This is a genomic window from Pseudomonas sp. B14(2022), from assembly GCF_012030485.1.
In the GTDB taxonomy this organism is placed as follows: Bacteria; Pseudomonadota; Gammaproteobacteria; order Pseudomonadales; family Pseudomonadaceae; genus Aquipseudomonas.
In genome coordinates this window covers 1-16,985 of the sequence record NZ_JAAUVM010000025.1, presented here as the reverse complement: position 1 = coordinate 16,985, position 16,985 = coordinate 1, and the positions used below count along the sequence as shown (strand labels likewise).

Here is a 16,985-nt window from a genome sequence, read left to right as displayed (position 1 = left end):
TTAACCGCGACTCGCAATAAAGGCGCGCCAGCCACCGAACTCGGTGATGTCGAGGGCATCGGCCAGCGCCCATGGCTCGCAGATGAAGCCTTTGACGCTGCGCCCATCCGCCAGCAGCAGGTTGCCGATCCCCAGCGGCGCGGGGATCTCGGCGACGAACTCGCCGAAGCGTGCGAGGGGTATGTCCCACAGCTCGACGATGATCGCCCGACCGCTGTCCGCCTTGGCCAGCCCTGGCTTGGGCGGCACGGTGCCCGGCAGCGCGTACAGGCGGTACGTGTCGGCCGTCAGGGTTTGCTCCACCAGCACCGCGTTGCGGCGGGTGAGCTGCACGTTGAGCGGCATGCCGGTGAGGTGCGCGCCCACCACCGCCACGCGCACGCAGCCGGGCGCTTGGGCGGGTGCGGACGGTGCCGGCAGAGAGCGCTGGGTGGCGCCCAAAGGCAGCTCCAGGCTGGCTTGCCAGCGCTTGCCCAAGTGCGCCAGCGCCGTGTCATGCCAGGCCGGTGCGAGCAGGGTAATGCCGCTGGGCAAGCCATCGGCGCGCAAACCGGCCGGCAGCGCCAGGGCCGAGAGGTCGGCGAGGTTGGTGAAGTTGGTGTAGTAGCCGAACTGCGAGTTGTAGCGCACCGGTTCTTCAGCCATCTCGGCCAGGGTGCGCAGGGTTGGCGAAGTCGGCACCAGCAAGGCATCGAAACCGGCCAGGCTGTCATTGATGCGCCGGCTCAGTTCGGCCCGCAGGTATTCGGCTTTGTAGGCATCGCAGGCGCTGTACTGGCGGCCATTTTCGACAATGCCGCGCACCACCGGGTTGATTGCCTCGGGCTGGTTTTCCAGCATGCTTTCCACGGCCACGGTACGTTCAGCGACCCAAGGGCCAAAGTACAACTGGTCCGCCAGTTCCTTGAACGCAGTGAAATCTACCGGGGTGATCACCGCGCCCAGCGCCTTGAAGTGTTCGACCGCGTGTTCGAACACGGCCTGGTTCTGGGTATCGCCGAAAAACTCCAGGGCCTGCGGGATGGCCAGCTTGATCGAAGCGCCCACCGCCACCGGCGCCGTGTTGGGATTGGCGCGGGAATAGGCATCGCTGGGGTCATATCCCGCCGCGACGTGCGCCACGGTCTCGGCGTCTTCCACGGTCAGCGCAAACACCGAGACACAATCCACCGTACGGCAAGCCGGCACCAGGCCGGTATTGGACAACCGTCCCTTGGTCGGTTTCAAGCCGACGATATTGTTGAACCCCGCCGGTACACGCCCGGAGCCCGCCGTGTCGGTGCCCAGGGAAAACGCCACCAGCCCACGGGCGACCACCGACGCAGAGCCGGAGCTGGAGCCGCCGCTGACGTAACCCCCATCAAAACTGTTGCCCACCGCACCATACGGAGAGCGCGTGCCCACCAGGCCGGTGGCGAACTGATCGAGGTTGGTCTTGCCCATCAGGATCGCGCCGGCTGCGCGCAGCTTCTGCACGACCGAGGCATCCTGCGTCGCCCGGTAGGCAAATTCGGGGCAGGCGGCAGTGGTGTCCCAGCCGGCCGCATCGATGTTGTCCTTGATCGCAAACGGCACGCCATACAACGGCAGCTTGGTCATATCGCCGCCCAGCGCTGCCAGCCGTTCGCTCAACTGTGCCAGTTGCCCGGCCAATGCCTGCGGTTGAGCGTGGGCGATCCAGGCGGTGTCCTCGGCGGGGTATTGGGTGGCCACCGTGAGCAGAATATCCGGGGTGATCGCGCCGCTGCGGTAAGCGGCCTGCCATTCACCGAGGGTCCAGCCAAAAACGTTGTGCATGGGAAACTCCATCTTGTATCCAAGTTTGGATTTCTCTAAAGCAAAGCCCACGCCAGGTCACTCTGCCAATGATTACGCGGGTATCGCCGCAAAACGTGCGCGTAGATGGCGCACCCGGGCATCGCCCATGCGCCAAAAAAAGACATTCAATGGCCCCCTCGGTTGCGACCGACCCGATACCGACCTACTGTTCCAGACCATGCTGTGCCATTTGCTGTCCCCCACCCTAAGCCCCCAGGTGACGACATGCCCACACTACCCCGCCCTGCCGTACTCGAACTGATCGGCAACACGCCGCTGGTGCGAGTCAGCCGTTTCGATACCGGCCCCTGCACACTGTTCCTCAAGCTTGAATCCCAAAACCCCGGCGGCTCCATCAAGGACCGCATCGGCCTGGCCATGATCGACGCCGCCGAACGCGACGGCCGCCTGCGCCCCGGCGGCACTATCATTGAAGCCACCGCCGGCAACACCGGCCTGGGCCTGGCGCTGGTCGGCCGGGCGAAAGGTTATCGGGTGGTGCTGGTGGTGCCCGACAAGATGTCTACGGAAAAAGTGCTGCACCTCAAGGCCATGGGCGCCGAGGTGCATATCACCCGCTCCGATGTCGGCAAGGGCCATCCCGAGTATTACCAGGACATGGCCGCGCGACTGGCCAAGGATATTGACGGTTCGTTCTTCGCCGACCAATTCAACAACCCGGCCAACCCCCTGGCCCACGAAACCAGCACCGCGCCGGAAATCTGGGCGCAAACCCAACACGATGTGGACGCGATTGTGGTGGGCGTCGGCTCGGCCGGCACCCTCACCGGCCTGACGCGCTTCTTCAAGCGGGTGCAGCCCGAGCTGGAAATGGTCCTCGCCGACCCGGTGGGTTCGGTGATGGCCGAATACAGCCGCAGCGGCAAACTGGAAACACCCGGTTCCTGGGCGGTGGAAGGCATCGGCGAAGACTTCATCCCGTCGATTGCCGACCTGTCCAGCGTGCGCCACGCCTACTCCATCAGCGATGAAGACAGCTTCGACCACGCCCGCCAACTGCTCAAGGCCGAGGGCATTCTCGGCGGTTCATCCACCGGCACCCTGTTCGCGGCGGCGCTGCGTTATTGCCGCGAACAGAGCGTGCCCAAGCGCGTGGTCACCTTCGTCTGCGACACCGGCACCCGCTACCTGTCGAAGGTCTACAACGACCAATGGATGACCGATGCCGGCTTGCTGCACTACAAGCACTACGGCGACCTGCGCGACCTGATCGCGCGGCGCTTCGAAGATGGCCGCGTGATCAGCGTGAGCCCCGACGACACCCTGCTCACCGCCTTCCAGCGCATGCGCCTGGCGGACGTGTCGCAACTGCCGGTGCTGGTGGGCGGCCGCGAACTGGTGGGAGTGATCGATGAGTCCGACATCCTGCTGGGTCTGCATCATGATGCGGCGGACTTCTCCATGATTGTCGCCAGCGCCATGAGCGACAAATTGCAAACCCTGGACCCCGGCGCCAGCCTGGCCGAACTGCAGGCCGAACTGGACCGTGGCCTGGTCGCCATCATTGCCGACGCGACGGGCTTTCACGGCCTGATCACCCGCGTCGACCTGCTCAACCACCTGCGGAGATCCCTTGCATGAGCCAGCCCGATAAAAGCGCGTTTGCCACCCGTGTGATCCACGCCGGGCAATCACCCGACCCGACCACGGGCGCGCTGATGCCGCCGATCTACGCCAACTCCACCTACCTGCAAGACAGCCCCGGCGTACACAAGGGCTTCGACTACGGCCGCTCCCACAACCCCACGCGATTTGCCCTGGAGCGCTGCGTGGCCGACCTCGAAGGCGGCAGCCAGGCGTTTGCCTTCGCTTCCGGGCTGGCGGCGATCTCAACGGTGCTGGAGTTGCTGGATGCCGGCGCCCATATCGTGTCCGGCAACGACCTGTACGGCGGCACCTTCCGCCTGTTCGACAAGGTGCGCCAGCGCAGCGCCGGGCACCGTTTCAGCTTTGTCGACCTGAGTGATGTGGCGGCGTTCGAAGCGTCCTTGCAGGACGACACCCGCATGGTCTGGGTCGAGACCCCGAGCAACCCGCTGCTGAGCCTTACCGACCTCAGTGCCATCGCCCGGATCTGCCGCAGCCGCGGCATTCTCTGCGTGGCCGACAATACCTTCGCCAGCCCGTGGATCCAGCGTCCGCTGGAATTGGGTGTCGACATCGTGGTGCATTCCACCACCAAGTACCTCAATGGCCACTCCGATGTGATCGGCGGCATCGCCATCGTCGGCGACAACCCCGAACTGGCAGAGCGCGTGAGCTTTTTGCAAAACTCGGTCGGCGCCATCGCCGGCCCGTTCGACGCCTTCCTCACCCTGCGCGGCGTGAAAACCCTGGCCCTGCGCATGGAGCGCCATTGCAGCAACGCCCTCGACCTGGCCACCTGGCTGGAACAGCAACCGCAAGTATCACGGGTTTATTACCCAGGCCTGGCGTCCCACCCACAGCACGAACTGGCACGCAGGCAGATGCGCGGGTTTGGCGGAATGATTTCAATCGACTTGAACAGCGACCTGGCCGGCGCCACGCGCTTCCTGGAAACCGTCAAGCTCTTCGCACTGGCCGAAAGCCTGGGCGGCGTGGAAAGCCTGATCGAACACCCGGCAATCATGACCCACGCCAGCATCCCGGCAGCGACCCGCGCGCAGTTGGGGATTGGTGATGGGTTGGTGCGGTTGTCGGTGGGGGTTGAAGATGTAGAGGATCTACGAGCGGACCTGGCGCAGGCCCTGGCACGGATATAAATCCCCCAGCCAACAAAGATCAACTGTGGGAGGGGGGCTTGCTCCCGATAGCGGCGTGTCAGGCACTGAATATTTGTCTGAACCACCACCATCGGGAGCAAGCCCCCTCCTACATTGAGTAGGCGTCACGCCTGGATTATGTTGGCACGCGCCGAATGCAGCTTCTTGTAGCTCTCGATCAAGCGCAAATGCCGGTCCAGCCCTTCCAGCTTCATGCTGGTCGGTGTCAGCCCATGGAAGCGCACACTGCCGTTGACCGAGCCGATCACCGCGTCCATCCGCTCATTGCCGAACATGCGGCGGAAGTTGGCTTCGTAGTCCGCCAGTTCCAGGTCGTCGTCCAGTTCCATCTCCAGCACCGCATTCATCGCTTGGTAGAACAGGCCACGCTCGGCGGTGTTGTCGTTGTACTGCAGGAACATCTCCACGCACTCCTTGGCCTCTTCGTACTGCTGCAAGGCGAGGAAGATCAGCAGCTTCAATTCGAGAATGGTCAGTTGGCCCCAGGCCGTGTTGTCGTCGAACTCGATGCCGATCAGGGTGGTGATGTCGGTGTAGTCGTCCAGCTCGCTTTCGATCAAGCGTTCGACCAGCGCCTGCAGTTCGGCTTCGTCCAGGCGGTGCAGGTTGAGGATGTCCTCGCGGAAAAACAGCGCCTTGTTGGTGTTGTCCCAGATCAGGTCGTCCACCGGGTAGATTTCCGAGTAGTCCGGCACCAGGATGCGGCAGGCGGTTGCGCCGAGGTGTTCGTACACCGCCATATAGGACTCTTTGCCCATGCCTTCCAGAATGCCGAACAAGGTCGCGGCCTCTTGGGCGTTGGAATCTTCACCCTGGCCGGAGAAGTCCCACTCGACAAACTCGTAGTCCGATTGGGCGCTGAAAAAGCGCCACGACACCACACCGCTGGAGTCGATAAAGTGCTCGACAAAGTTGTTCGGCTCGGTCACCGCCTGGGCTTCGAAGGTCGGCTGCGGCAGGTCATTCAAGCCTTCGAAGCTGCGGCCCTGCAGCAGTTCGGTGAGGCTGCGTTCCAGCGCCACTTCCAGGCTTGGGTGCGCACCGAACGAGGCGAACACGCCGCCGGTGCGCGGGTTCATCAAGGTCACGCACATCACCGGGAACTCGCCGCCCAGAGACGCGTCCTTGACCAGCACCGGGAACCCCTGGGCTTCCAGGCCTGCAATACCCGCCAGGATGCTCGGGTACTTCGCGAGCACGTCAGCCGGTACGTCCGGCAGGGCAAATTCACCCTCGATGATTTCGCGCTTCACCGCCCGTTCGAAAATCTCCGACAGACACTGAACCTGGGCCTCGGCCAAGGTGTTGCCCGCGCTCATGCCGTTGCTGAGGTAGAGGTTCTCGATCAGGTTGGACGGGAAATACACCACCTCGCCATCCGACTGGCGCACGAACGGCAGCGAAACGATGCCGCGCGCTTCATTGCCGGAGTTGGTGTCGAACAGGTGCGAGCCGCGCAGCTCGCCGTCGCGGTTGTAGACCTTCAAGCAGTAGGCGTCGAGGATTTCGCTGGGCAGTTCATCATTCGGGCCCGGCTGGAACCAGCGTTCGTCCGGGTAATGCACGAACGGCGCATTGGCCAGTTCCTCACCCCAGAACTGGTCGTTGTAGAAGAAGTTGCAGTTGAGTCGCTCGATGAACTCGCCCAACGCCGACGCCAGGGCGCCCTCCTTGGTCGCGCCCTTGCCGTTGGTAAAGCACATGGGTGAGTGCGCATCGCGGATATGCAGCGACCACACGTTCGGCACGATATTGCGCCACGAGGCGATCTCAATCTTCATACCCAGGCCGGCGAGGATCCCGGACATGTTGGCGATGGTCTGCTCCAGCGGCAGGTCCTTGCCCGCAATATAAGTGCCCGCCTCGCTGCCCGCGCTCGGCATCAACAAGGCCTGGGCATCGGCGTCGAGGTTGTCGACTTCTTCGATCACGAACTCCGGCCCGGCCTGTACCACTTTCTTCACGGTGCAACGGTCGATGGAACGCAGGATGCCCTGGCGATCTTTATCGGAAATATCAGCCGGCAACTCCACCTGGATCTTGAAGATCTGGTTATAGCGGTTTTCCGGATCGACAATATTATTTTGCGACAGGCGAATATTGTCCGTGGGGATGTTGCGCGTGCTGCAGTACAACTTGACGAAGTACGCCGCACACAACGCCGACGAAGCCAGGAAGTAATCGAACGGCCCCGGTGCCGAGCCATCGCCTTTATAGCGAATAGGCTGGTCGGCAATCACCGTGAAGTCATCGAACTTGGCTTCAAGCCGGAGGTTGTCGAGAAAGTTGACCTTGATTTCCATGGGGGCACACCAGAATAACGGGCTAAACAAAAATGGCCGCTATTATGAGGTTTTTCATTGGGAAGTTTCAGGCTTTTGACCAGTGGCTGACGAAATCGTCAATGTGCATTAATCTTCTGCACGTTCGCGCCGATGGACTGTTTGGAACCAGGGAGTAATCGGAATGCGCAACAATCAGCCCGTTACACAGCGCGAGGTTTCACTCGCGCCTTCGCAAAAACTCATCTCCGCCACCGATGTTCAAGGGATGATCACCTATTGCAACGACGCCTTCGTCGATATCAGCGGCTTTGAACGCGTCGACCTGATCGGCGCCCCCCAGAACATCGTGCGTCACCCCGATGTTCCGCCGGCCGTTTTTGCGCACATGTGGAGTGCGCTCAAGCAAGGCTTGCCGTGGATGGGCATCGTCAAGAATCGCTCGAAGAATGGCGATCATTATTGGGTCAATGCCTATGTCACGCCAATCTTCGACGGCAGCCGGGTGGTTGGTTTTGAGTCTGTGCGGGTCAAGCCCACAGCCGATGAAATCCGCCGCGCCCAGGCCCTCTACCGGCGTCTCAGCCAAGGCCAGCCGGGCGTGCCCCGCCAGGATGCCTGGCTGCCGGCGGCCTTGAGCTGCGTGCCTTATGTTGCAACCGCCATTGCTGGCAGTGTCGCCGGGCTGTTTCTCAGCGCACCGGTGGCTGTCGCAGTGGCTGCGGCTGTCGCGCTGCCGGTAGGCCTGTTGTGCTCACGCGGGCGCCAGAGCAGTACCTTGCGGCTGCTGGAGGGGGTTGAGCCCTCGACGTCGGATGCCTTGATCGCGCAGATGTACAGTGATGCACGTGGCCCGCAGTCACGCTTGGAAACCGCGTTTATCAGCCAGGCCGCACGCCTCAAGACCTGCCTCACCCGCCTGCAGGACAGCGCCGAGCAACTGAGTACCCTGGCCGGGCAATCCGATCAGCTGGCCAGCGCCAGCGCCAGAGGCCTGGACCGCCAGCGCCAGGAGACCGAACAGGTCTCGGCGGCCGTCAACCAGATGGCCGCGACCACCCAGGAAGTCGCCAGCCATGTGCAGCGCACTGCGGATGCCACTCAGCAGGCCAATGTCCTGACCGGCCGCGGCCGCGAAGTCGCGCGCGATACCCGCGAAGCCATCGAGCGCCTGTCCGTCGTCGTCGGGGAGACCGGCGTGACCGTGGCGCAACTGGCCAGGGACAGTGACGAAATCGGCAGTATGGTGGATGTGATCAAAGGCATCGCCGACCAGACCAACCTGCTCGCCCTCAACGCTGCGATTGAAGCGGCGCGGGCCGGCGAGCAAGGCCGAGGGTTTGCCGTGGTAGCCGACGAAGTGCGCCAACTGGCCCAGCGCACTTCGCAATCGACCACCCAGATCCATGGCCTGATCACCAAGCTCCAGGCGTCCTCCAACAACGCGGTGCAAAGCATGCAAAACGGCCATCGCCAAGCCCAGGAAGGCGTGGCCTGGGTGCTGGAAGCGGACCAGGCCCTGGTGGGCATCAGCGAAGCGGTGTCGCATATCACCGAGATGACCACCCAGATCGCCGCCGCCACCGAAGAACAAAGCGCCGTCGCCGAGGAGATCAGCCGCAACATCACCACCATCGCCGAACTGGCCGACCAGACCTCGATACAAGCCCATCAATCCACGGACCTGAGCAAGGAATTGACGAATACCGCGTCCACCCAATACGCGTTGGTTGAGCGCTTCAATCGCTAAAGGCAGACAAGTCTCTCTTATAGTTGTGGCGAGCGGGCTCGCCACAACTATAACCACTCAAACGAAATACCTCCTTGCCCCTTCGACACAAACACGCTACAAATCCCACCACGAAGTTGTACGACAACCTAAAAACAAATCCCCATCCCCGACGATGGTGCCTACTGCCCGAGCCCTTCATGACTGCCCCCGTCTCCCTGCAAAGCACCCCTGCCCTGTTCTCCCGCCCCATTGCCGTGTTGATTCTGCTCTGCATGGGCTGTGCCTTCGCCGGCAATCACATCGCCGCTCGCGTCGCCTTCGATGATGGCGCCGGTGTGCTGTTGGCCATTCTGCTGCGCTCGGGTGGCACCTTGCTGGTGCTGGCCGCTTTGGTGCTGTGGCAACGCCAAAGCCTGCGCCTGCCGGCAGGTGCATGGCGCTGGCAAGTGCTGCTGGGCCTGCTTATCGCCACCCAGAGCCTGTGCCTCTACTCCGCCGTCGCCCGCGTGCCGGTAGCGCTCGCGCTACTGGTGGGTAACGTATTCCCGATTTTGCTCGCCCTGCTCACCTGGGTATTAGGCGGCCCACGCCCAACGACGCGCACCGCCTTGCTGATGGGCTTGATCCTGCTGGGCCTGGTGTTTGTGCTGGACGTACCCGGCCGCCTCTCAACCAGCGCCGATATCGGCCCGCAATGGCTGCTCGGCGTCAGCCTGGCCTTCTGCGCCGCCTTCGTGTTCGCCTGCGCGCTATGGATCACCGACCATAAGTTGTCCCAGGTTCGCGGTTCAGTGCGCAGCCTGCTGACGATCTTCGTCGTGTTCAGCAGCGTCAACCTCGCCGGCCTCAGCGGCGCCCTTCCCGGCGGCCTGAACCTGCCGGCCACCAGTACCGGCTGGCTGGCACTCGCGACGTTGGTGGTGCTGTATGGCACCGGTTTTATCGTGCTGTTCATTTCGGTCCCGCGCCTGGACATGCCGCGCAATGCGCCGGTCATGAACATTGAGCCGCTGGCGACGTTGCTGATGGGCTGGATCGTGCTCGATCAAATGCTCAGCGCCGGGCAGATGCTCGGCGGCGTCATCGTGGTGACCGGGATTGTGCTGCTGACGTATCGCAAGTCTGCGCGGTAACGATAGATCCCCGCCTGACCTGGCCCAATTCCTGCCTCCTCCACTCCCAACCAGTCGCTACTGACTATGCGGACGACTCTTTTGAGCCCGGCCGCCTATCCCCCTTCCCCGGATAATCCAGCATCCCCGACCCCTTCCGAGGCCTTCCCCATGACGAGCCCCTCCACCGAACAGGTAAGCCCCCAGACCCTGCGCAAGGTCATTATCGCCGCCGGCATCGGTAACTTCGTCGAGTGGTTCGACTTCGCCGTCTACGGTTTCCTCGCCACCACCATCGCCCAACAATTCTTCCCCAGTGGCGACGCCAGCGCGGCCTTGCTCAAAACCTTCGCGGTATTCGCCGTGGCATTTGCCTTCCGGCCCCTGGGCGGGATTTTCTTCGGCATGCTCGGCGACCGTATCGGGCGCAAACGCACCCTGGCCATGACCATCCTGCTGATGGCCGGCGCCACCACCTTGATCGGCCTGCTGCCCACCTACGCCGCCATCGGCGTCGCGGCGCCGATTCTGTTGTCGCTGATCCGCTGCGCCCAGGGCTTCTCCGCCGGCGGCGAATACGCCGGTGCCTGTGCCTATCTGATGGAGCATGCACCCAGCGACAAACGTGCCTGGTACGGCAGCTTCGTGCCGGTGTCGACGTTCTCCGCCTTCGCCGCCGCCGCCGTGGTGGCATACGCCCTTGAAGCGTCGTTGTCCGCCGAGGCGATGGGCAGCTGGGGCTGGCGCCTGCCGTTCCTGATCGCCGCGCCGCTGGGCCTGGTGGGCCTTTACCTGCGCTGGAAGCTGGATGAGACGCCTGCCTTCCAGGCCGTGAAGCAGGAGCGCGCGGTCGCCCACTCTCCGCTCAAGGAAACCTTGCGCAACCATGGTGCGGCGATCTGCTGCCTGGGCGCTTTTGTGTCACTGACGGCGCTGTCGTTTTATATGTTCACCACCTACTTTGCGACGTACCTGCAAGTGGCCGGTGGGCTGAGTCGGGCGATGGCGTTGCTGGTGTCGCTGATCGCGCTGATCTTCGCCGCGGCGATTTGCCCGCTGGCGGGGCTGTATTCGGATCGCGTGGGGCGTCGGGTCACGGTGATGACGGCGTGCGTGTTGTTGATGGTGGTGGTGTATCCGTCGTTCCTGATGGCCAGTTCCGGCTCCTTCGCGGCATCTATCGTCGGGGTGATGTTGCTGGCGGTGGGCGCGGTGTTGTGCGGGGTGGTCACGGCGGCGTTGCTGTCGGAGACCTTTCCGACCCGCACGCGCTATACCGCCTCGGCGATCACCTACAACATGGCGTATACGATCTTCGGCGGTACCGCGCCGCTGATGGCCACGTGGTTGATCAGCACCACAGGCAGCAACCTGTCACCGGCGTTCTACCTGATTGCCGTGGCGTTGCTGGCGTTGGCGGGTGGCCTGGCGTTGCCGGAGACGTCGAGGATTTCGCTGCATGACGTGGGCGATGAGGACAAAAGCCCGGCGCCGCTGCTCTCGCGTTAAGCACTCACACCATCCAAACCGTAGCAGCGGCCGACGCAGCCTCGCTGAAGCTCGTCAGCTGCTACACGGGATGCCCTTTGCTTATCGGGTCCTCACGCTTCAATTGAACAACAGCGCCACACGCCACTGAGCGGGTATGATCCAGGCTGCCCCCGGCCGATTGGACCCACGCATATGCCCACCTCCCAAACCCGCCCTGCTCCCGCGCCCTTGCTCAAGCCCGGCGAAACCGTGGTGTTGTTCGACGGCGTGTGCAAACTGTGCAACGGCTGGGCAAGGTTCCTGATTCGCCATGACCGTCAACGACGCGTGCGGCTGGCAGCGGTGCAATCCCCCGAAGGGCAGGCACTGCTGGCCTGGGCCGGGTTGCCGCTGGATCAGTTCGACACCCTGGCGGTGATTCGCGACAGGCACTATTGGGTGCGTTCGGATGCAGTGTTGGAAATCATCGCGCAACTGCCTCGCGCCTGGCGTCCCTTGCTGCTGTTGCGCGGTATCCCGCGCGTACTGCGGGATTGGGCCTACGATCGCATCGCGCGTAATCGCTATCGGCTCTTCGGCAAATACGACACTTGCCTGTTGCCGGATGCGGATCATGAGCAGCGCTTTTTGAAGGGGCCGTTATGAACACCTTGGTGCGCATTAACTGGATCGCCCGGGGCGGCTTGGCGTTCATGTTTGGCTACCATGGGCTGGTGCCAAAGCTGCTGTGGTTGAGCGAGGGCGAGCGGACGATGATCCACGCGCATGGGATCGAGCAGGTGCAGGTGGTTGCCATGCTGGCTGGGGTTGGGGAGATAGCTCTGGCGTTATGGATAGTACTTTCGCCGCGCAGTGCCTGGCCGATTGCGGTGGCTGCAATGTCACTGGCGGGGCTGCTGGTGGATGTGGCGGTGTTCAGTCCGGCGCTGCTCAGGGAGGCGTTTAATCCTGTGTCGCTGAATGTCGCTGGGTTAGCGCTGTGCGCGGTGGCTTGGTGTGCCAAGCCCTCAGAGGGCGCTCACCTGAGCGCAACATCCAGTGCTGATAGAAAAACCTGATTGCCGCCGTACCACTCGCCGCTCGTTTATTCAGCCCCCGCCAATAGCCCAACCAACTGCCACGGCGTCATCTTCGTCACCATGATCATCACGATCACAAACATCCCCAAGAACCCGAAGACGCCCAGCCAGAACCATTGCCGGTACACACCACGGTATCCATCATCCAGCACCGTGTCGGTCTCGACCGCCCGAGAGGCCATCTGCTGCAAGCGCTTCTGCAGTACCAGCACCGGCAGCCACAGCGAGCCCACGCAGAGGAAGATGATCAACGCGGTCAGTACCCATTCGGTGGTCACAGACAGCCCGGCAAGCTGGATCAGCAGCAGGCCCGTGATGATCTGAATAACGCCCGCCGGCGTGGTAATCCAGGTATCAAACCGTACGACCATGCGCGCCACATGGGCGATCACTTGCGGGTTGGCGGTGCGACTGGCGGCGATCAGGTAGAGGTACGAGCCCATGCCGAAGCCGAACAGGAAAATCGCCGCGATGATGTGCAGGTACTTCAGGCACAGGTAGAGCATCCGTCAGGCCTGCCCGTCAGAGAAGTGCACCGTCAGGCTCAGCTTGGTCGGTTCGTTGATGGCGGCCATGTATTCGTCGACGCTGATTTCGCCTACGCACGGGCGGGCACCGGGTTCGGGCACGTAACCGTGGGCCATTTTGGTGGCAAGGGCGACGGCTGCGCAGCTGGGGATTTCCGGGCCCTTGTCGTCCAGGGCCGTGAGTTGCACCGCCAGGGTCAGCGGCTGACCGTGCATGCCCAGGCCTTGCACGTCGATGTACATCGCGCTTTTGCCATCACCCAATCGTTCGAACCAGGTGCCCAGGCGATGCAGTCTGGCGGCCCATGCAAGGTGGTCGCGCACGATACCCATGCGTAGCGCTTGCGCCAGCAGATAATTGGCGACACCGCCCAGCTTGAGCCCCGCACCGGCCTTGAAGCGCAGGGTATGGGCGCCATAACGTCCAGCGAATATATCCATGTCAGGCACGTCCACATTGGCCAGCACCCGCGTGCCGAGCTGGGGCATCCTGCGCAGGGTCAGGTCCTGCCAGCCCAGCACTTCGTGCACTTGGCCCTGCTTGAGTTGCTTGATCGGTTTGCCCGCGTAGGCAAGCACACCTTCGATGGTCGACAGCCCCGGCATCTTCGCCGAAGAGGAAATGCCATGCTCGATGGTGTCGATGCGCATAAAGCGATAGCGGTACCGGTCGATGATGGCGGACGACAACGTCGGCACAGAGCTGCAACCGCTGAGGACGGCCACGCCCGCCTGCCGGGCTTTCGCATCCAGCACGCCGACGCCATTGACGAAGGTCCGGCAATCCGACAGGTCGCAGTAGTTCACGCCCGCGTCGATGCAGTGCTGGGCGACGGCATAGGATTGCCCCTGGAACGGGCCGCCGGTGTGGATCACCAACTGGATGTCCATCGACTGCAAGACGCCAGCGAACCCGGCCGCCATGGCATCGCCGCACCAGCTTTCGCAGACGCGGCCGGAGGACGTTTTCAACGCATCGACTTTGCCCTGCAACTTCTGTGGGTGGCGGCCCGAGACCACCAGTTCAATGCCCGGCGCGCCCGCCAGGTGCCGGCAAATGATGCTGCCAAAGTTGCCGTAGCCGCCGATCACCATCACCCTGAGTGCCATTGCATGTTTCCCTGATCAATCGATTGCGCGCGGGGCCTGAGGCAGGCCGGCGGCTGAAACGGCTAAAGATACCCGATTTGCTTAACCGCCTGAGCCAGGATCGACACTCAGGCAGCATTGCTCCCTTGCCTCAGGGCTGCTTACGATAAAACCCGGTCAGATAGTCCTGGCTGTCCGGCGCCGAGTTGTGCTCGATCACAGCGAAGCCCTTCACCAGTTGGATGTGATACGGCCCGGCCCGAGGCGGCGCCTGGGGTGTGCGCACGATGATCAGGTTTGCGGTTTCCATCGGCACGCGTTGGTGCGTAGTGATGATGACCTTGTCGGTGCCGGTGTCTTTGAGCGTCACGCTAAGTTCCGCCACCTCCCGGCCCTGGGCATCGCGGTCGGGAAGGATTTTCAGGTCGAGGTCACCGTCGCGGCCGAGGAAGTCGTCGCGCATCTGGTAATGGCCATCGCGCTGGTCACGGGCCACGTCGCCGAGTTTGTCGTACTCAGGCTCCCGGTCCTGCCTGTGCAGTTGAATCTGCAGTTCAGGCTGGTCGCCCTTGGCGCCGCTGACCCAGGTGCCCGCGTAGGCATAGGGTTCGACGGTTTCCCGCGTGATGCGCCAGATGCCGGTTTGACGGCCGTCATCGGCATATTCGTGCAGGTAGATAAACGACTGGTCGCCGTATTCACCCTGATTACCCACCAGCTTGATCGGCTTGCCGCTGCCGCTTTTGGTGTAGCGCAACTCACCGATCAGCACCGCGCCCTGTTGCTGGTACCAGAGTTGCACCGGGATCTTGCCGTTGAGGGTGCCGGCCAGGAACTCGGGGTCTTCGTTTACCGGCCCTTCCAGCCTTGGCGTTTCCAGCCATTGACCGTCCTTCCACTCGCCGGTGGTGCGCAGCATGTAGCCGCTGGGCATGCTGTTGTTGGCGTCATCGTCGGTCGCGGGCACTTCTGCCTGAGTGTACGAGCTGAGTTTTACCAGTTCGCCGTCGCGCATCTGATAGCGGCTGGCGCGGGTCCAGCAGCAACCTCGGTCGGTCTGCGAATGGATAGTGCCGTCCTTGGGATTGACCGAAAACATCCCGCCGGAGGTCTCGTTGGCCAGCTCGGTCAAGGGACCATTGAGCACCCAGTGGGGCTTCTGCGGGTCTTGCAGGTAGACGTCGTAACTCGACTGAAAGTCTTTATCCGCGCCGTTGCCATTGCGGATCGCCAGGTCCTGGCGGCCATCCTGGTTGATATCGGCGAAGTACACCACGCCGTTCTCCCCCATCAGGCGCCAGTCCTCGGTTTTACCTTGCTGGTCCAACGGCACATGGGCATCCGGGGTCTGCAATTGCTGAAGGATTTCGAGTGAGCTTTTATCGCGCAGGGTGATGAGCGCCGGCGCCAGGTGCTGCAAGTCCTGCGGCAACTCCGGGAACAACACCTCGACCAGGTATTGACCGCTGGGGTCATTGACCGAGAACGAACGGGGCTCGGCCATGACGGGAGCGGCCAGGGCCAGGGACAGGAGTACACCGCTGAGTCGCGTACGCATCCAACGCATCCTTGCTGAAATTCGGGGGCGGCAGTGTAAAGGCAAATGGCGAAGGCTTCGAACAAATCGCTGTTTAGGCGCACTCAATGGCTGCTATGTTTTGTGCCTCACGAGCCAAAGGATGTGCCATGGAACCGTTAGCCACCAACGCTGCACTGGTGATCATCGACATGCAGCAGGGTATGAATGATTCGAAGCTCGGGCGCCGCAATAATCCGCAGGCCGAGCAGCAGTTGCAGCAGTTGCTTGGCGCCTGGCGGCAGTCGGGGCGGCCTGTGGTACACGTCAGGCACATCTCCCGTACCCCCGGCTCTGTATTCTGGCCGGGCCAGCCGGGCTGCGAATTTCAGCCTGCGCTGCAACCGCTGGCCCACGAACACGTAGTGGAAAAGAACGTACCTTGTGCCTTCACCGCCACGGGGCTGGAACGCTGGCTGCATGCGCGTTCGATCAAGCAACTGGTGATCGCCGGGGTGATCACCAACAACTCCGTCGAAGCAACGACGCGCACAGGCGGCAATCTTGGCTTTGACGTGATCGTCGCCGCCGACGCCTGCTACACCTTCGATCAAACCGATTTGTCCGGGCGCCTGTGGCCGGCCGAGGACGTGCACGCGCTGTCGCTGAGCAACCTGGCAATGGACTACGCCAGGGTGTTCGAGACGGCTGGGATTCTCAGCGCTCTGCGCTGAACACGCCGGCCTGCGCCAGCATGTCAACCAGCGCTTCGGGCCACACCGTTTCCTCGGTGGCACGCAGCGCCTGGGCCGACCACCAATGATGGTCCGCCATTACCTGGGTCTCTTCCAGCGTCCATTCGGCCTTGGACAGTTCGCTGCTGGCGGCGCGGACCACAAAGTAGTGCTCGACGGCCGACACCGTTTCACCGCTGGGCAGCATCAGCGCAAATCGGCGCTCAGCGATGGACGCAGTAACGACCTGCACCTGGATACCGGTTTCCTCGCGCAGTTCACGGATGGCAGCCGCCTCGAAAGTCTCCCCGGCTTCAACGCCGCCGCCGGGGGTTGCCCAGTAATTTTTACCGGCCAATGCGCCGTCTTTATGGGCGAACCTGAACAACAGCACCTCGTGCGCGGGGTTGATCACCAGCAGTCGTGCGGCCTTTCGTTCACGCATGGGTGTATTCCTTGGGTAGTTTTCCAGTAATTGCGCAATGGTCTTGGCAGCTCCCTTGCTTTAGCCGAGTGCGGGGACGCCGGCAAGGGCAACCTGGCCGACCCCAAGCGTTTCGGCACCGTGGATTACAACCTGGGCGTGGTCAACGGCATTCTCAACGTCGAAGCGCTGCGCCTGGCCCAGGAAAAAGGCATCACGCCGCGGGATTGCAGCCAAGAGCAGTAAAACGACCCAACTGTGGAAGGGGGCTTGCTCCCGATAGCGGAGTGTCAGTCAACTGATTTATTAGCTGATCCACCGTCATCGGGAGCAAGCCCCCTCCCACATTCAGACCGAGGCGTGTCAGCCCACGCCTACTTCAACCACGCGACTTT

General features: G+C 62.7%; 15 protein-coding genes. 9 read left to right on the top strand and 6 right to left on the bottom strand.

What is annotated here, in order from left to right:
* Positions 1-1,797: an allophanate hydrolase gene (gene atzF, locus HCF10_RS26560; RefSeq protein ID WP_167656730.1), complete on the bottom strand. Its 1,797-nt coding sequence runs from the start codon at positions 1,795-1,797 to the stop codon at positions 1-3.
* 246 nt (positions 1,798-2,043) lie between these two features.
* On the opposite strand from atzF, the gene HCF10_RS26555 reads away from it, so the two are divergent.
* Positions 2,044-3,420, top strand: coding sequence for a pyridoxal-phosphate dependent enzyme (locus HCF10_RS26555; RefSeq protein ID WP_167656729.1), 1,377 nt, complete (start codon positions 2,044-2,046; stop codon positions 3,418-3,420).
* The gene (locus tag HCF10_RS26550) at positions 3,417-4,583 is read left to right on the top strand and encodes a cystathionine gamma-synthase (RefSeq protein WP_167656728.1); all 1,167 of its coding nucleotides are present in this window, start codon (positions 3,417-3,419) and stop codon (positions 4,581-4,583) included. Before HCF10_RS26555 ends, HCF10_RS26550 begins: the two co-directional genes overlap by 4 nt.
* A 125-nt stretch (positions 4,584-4,708) precedes the next feature.
* On the opposite strand, the gene HCF10_RS26545 is transcribed toward HCF10_RS26550, so the two are convergent.
* Complete coding sequence (locus HCF10_RS26545) at positions 4,709-6,907, bottom strand: OsmC domain/YcaO domain-containing protein (protein ID WP_131696117.1); 2,199 nt, start codon at positions 6,905-6,907, stop codon at positions 4,709-4,711.
* A gap of 163 nt (positions 6,908-7,070) precedes the next feature.
* Between HCF10_RS26545 and HCF10_RS26540 the strand changes: the two genes are divergently transcribed.
* The 5 genes from HCF10_RS26540 (at position 7,071) to HCF10_RS26520 (ending at position 12,279) form a co-directional block, all read left to right on the top strand.
* Positions 7,071-8,636, top strand: coding sequence for a methyl-accepting chemotaxis protein (locus HCF10_RS26540; protein WP_131696116.1), 1,566 nt, complete (start codon positions 7,071-7,073; stop codon positions 8,634-8,636).
* A gap of 179 nt (positions 8,637-8,815) precedes the next feature.
* Complete coding sequence (locus tag HCF10_RS26535) at positions 8,816-9,751, top strand: EamA family transporter (protein WP_145337724.1); 936 nt, start codon at positions 8,816-8,818, stop codon at positions 9,749-9,751.
* A 150-nt stretch (positions 9,752-9,901) separates the two neighbouring features.
* Entirely contained in the window at positions 9,902-11,239 is a 1,338-nt protein-coding gene (locus HCF10_RS26530) for an MFS transporter (RefSeq protein ID WP_167656727.1), read from the top strand.
* 174 nt (positions 11,240-11,413) lie between these two features.
* Positions 11,414-11,866: a thiol-disulfide oxidoreductase DCC family protein gene (locus tag HCF10_RS26525; protein WP_131696113.1), complete on the top strand. Its 453-nt coding sequence runs from the start codon at positions 11,414-11,416 to the stop codon at positions 11,864-11,866.
* On the top strand, positions 11,863-12,279 hold the full coding sequence (locus HCF10_RS26520; RefSeq protein ID WP_145337723.1) for a DoxX-like family protein: 417 nt from the start codon (positions 11,863-11,865) through the stop codon (positions 12,277-12,279). The genes HCF10_RS26525 and HCF10_RS26520 overlap by 4 nt, the downstream gene beginning before the upstream one ends.
* Before the next feature lie 26 nt (positions 12,280-12,305).
* Here HCF10_RS26520 and HCF10_RS26515 read toward each other — a convergent pair whose 3' ends face one another.
* From HCF10_RS26515 to HCF10_RS26505, 3 genes are all read right to left on the bottom strand, one after another.
* On the bottom strand, positions 12,306-12,806 hold the full coding sequence (locus HCF10_RS26515; RefSeq protein WP_145337722.1) for a DUF2269 family protein: 501 nt from the start codon (positions 12,804-12,806) through the stop codon (positions 12,306-12,308).
* A 3-nt stretch (positions 12,807-12,809) separates the two neighbouring features.
* Positions 12,810-13,937 (bottom strand): saccharopine dehydrogenase family protein, encoded by a 1,128-nt coding sequence (locus tag HCF10_RS26510; protein ID WP_167656726.1) that lies wholly within the window; start codon positions 13,935-13,937, stop codon positions 12,810-12,812.
* Between the two features lie 130 nt (positions 13,938-14,067).
* Positions 14,068-15,474, bottom strand: coding sequence for an XAC2610-related protein (locus HCF10_RS26505; protein ID WP_167656725.1), 1,407 nt, complete (start codon positions 15,472-15,474; stop codon positions 14,068-14,070).
* A gap of 128 nt (positions 15,475-15,602) precedes the next feature.
* On the opposite strand from HCF10_RS26505, the gene HCF10_RS26500 reads away from it, so the two are divergent.
* Complete coding sequence (locus HCF10_RS26500; RefSeq protein WP_167656724.1) at positions 15,603-16,166, top strand: cysteine hydrolase family protein; 564 nt, start codon at positions 15,603-15,605, stop codon at positions 16,164-16,166.
* Here the strand turns inward: HCF10_RS26500 and HCF10_RS26495 are convergent.
* Entirely contained in the window at positions 16,150-16,611 is a 462-nt protein-coding gene (locus tag HCF10_RS26495; RefSeq protein WP_167656723.1) for an NUDIX hydrolase, read from the bottom strand. The genes HCF10_RS26500 and HCF10_RS26495 overlap by 17 nt on opposite strands.
* A 30-nt stretch (positions 16,612-16,641) precedes the next feature.
* Between HCF10_RS26495 and HCF10_RS26490 the strand changes: the two genes are divergently transcribed.
* Positions 16,642-16,836 carry a hypothetical protein gene (locus HCF10_RS26490; protein ID WP_145337717.1) on the top strand — a complete coding sequence of 65 codons (195 nt, stop codon included), beginning with the start codon at positions 16,642-16,644 and terminating at the stop codon, positions 16,834-16,836.
* Positions 16,837-16,985 lie beyond the last annotated feature (149 nt).

Excerpts from the sequence above, each read along its gene's own strand:
- atzF (WP_167656730.1), bottom strand. The coding sequence starts at position 1,797 with ATGCACAACGTTTTTGGCTGGACCCTCGGTGAATGGCAGGCCGCTTAC.
- HCF10_RS26555 (WP_167656729.1), top strand. The coding sequence starts at position 2,044 with ATGCCCACACTACCCCGCCCTGCCGTACTCGAACTGATCGGCAACACG.
- HCF10_RS26550 (WP_167656728.1), top strand. The coding sequence starts at position 3,417 with ATGAGCCAGCCCGATAAAAGCGCGTTTGCCACCCGTGTGATCCACGCC.
- HCF10_RS26545 (WP_131696117.1), bottom strand. The coding sequence starts at position 6,907 with ATGGAAATCAAGGTCAACTTTCTCGACAACCTCCGGCTTGAAGCCAAG.
- HCF10_RS26540 (WP_131696116.1), top strand. The coding sequence starts at position 7,071 with ATGCGCAACAATCAGCCCGTTACACAGCGCGAGGTTTCACTCGCGCCT.
- HCF10_RS26535 (WP_145337724.1), top strand. The coding sequence starts at position 8,816 with ATGACTGCCCCCGTCTCCCTGCAAAGCACCCCTGCCCTGTTCTCCCGC.
- HCF10_RS26530 (WP_167656727.1), top strand. The coding sequence starts at position 9,902 with ATGACGAGCCCCTCCACCGAACAGGTAAGCCCCCAGACCCTGCGCAAG.
- HCF10_RS26525 (WP_131696113.1), top strand. The coding sequence starts at position 11,414 with ATGCCCACCTCCCAAACCCGCCCTGCTCCCGCGCCCTTGCTCAAGCCC.
- HCF10_RS26520 (WP_145337723.1), top strand. The coding sequence starts at position 11,863 with ATGAACACCTTGGTGCGCATTAACTGGATCGCCCGGGGCGGCTTGGCG.
- HCF10_RS26515 (WP_145337722.1), bottom strand. The coding sequence starts at position 12,806 with ATGCTCTACCTGTGCCTGAAGTACCTGCACATCATCGCGGCGATTTTC.
- HCF10_RS26510 (WP_167656726.1), bottom strand. The coding sequence starts at position 13,937 with ATGGCACTCAGGGTGATGGTGATCGGCGGCTACGGCAACTTTGGCAGC.
- HCF10_RS26505 (WP_167656725.1), bottom strand. The coding sequence starts at position 15,474 with ATGCGTACGCGACTCAGCGGTGTACTCCTGTCCCTGGCCCTGGCCGCT.
- HCF10_RS26500 (WP_167656724.1), top strand. The coding sequence starts at position 15,603 with ATGGAACCGTTAGCCACCAACGCTGCACTGGTGATCATCGACATGCAG.
- HCF10_RS26495 (WP_167656723.1), bottom strand. The coding sequence starts at position 16,611 with ATGCGTGAACGAAAGGCCGCACGACTGCTGGTGATCAACCCCGCGCAC.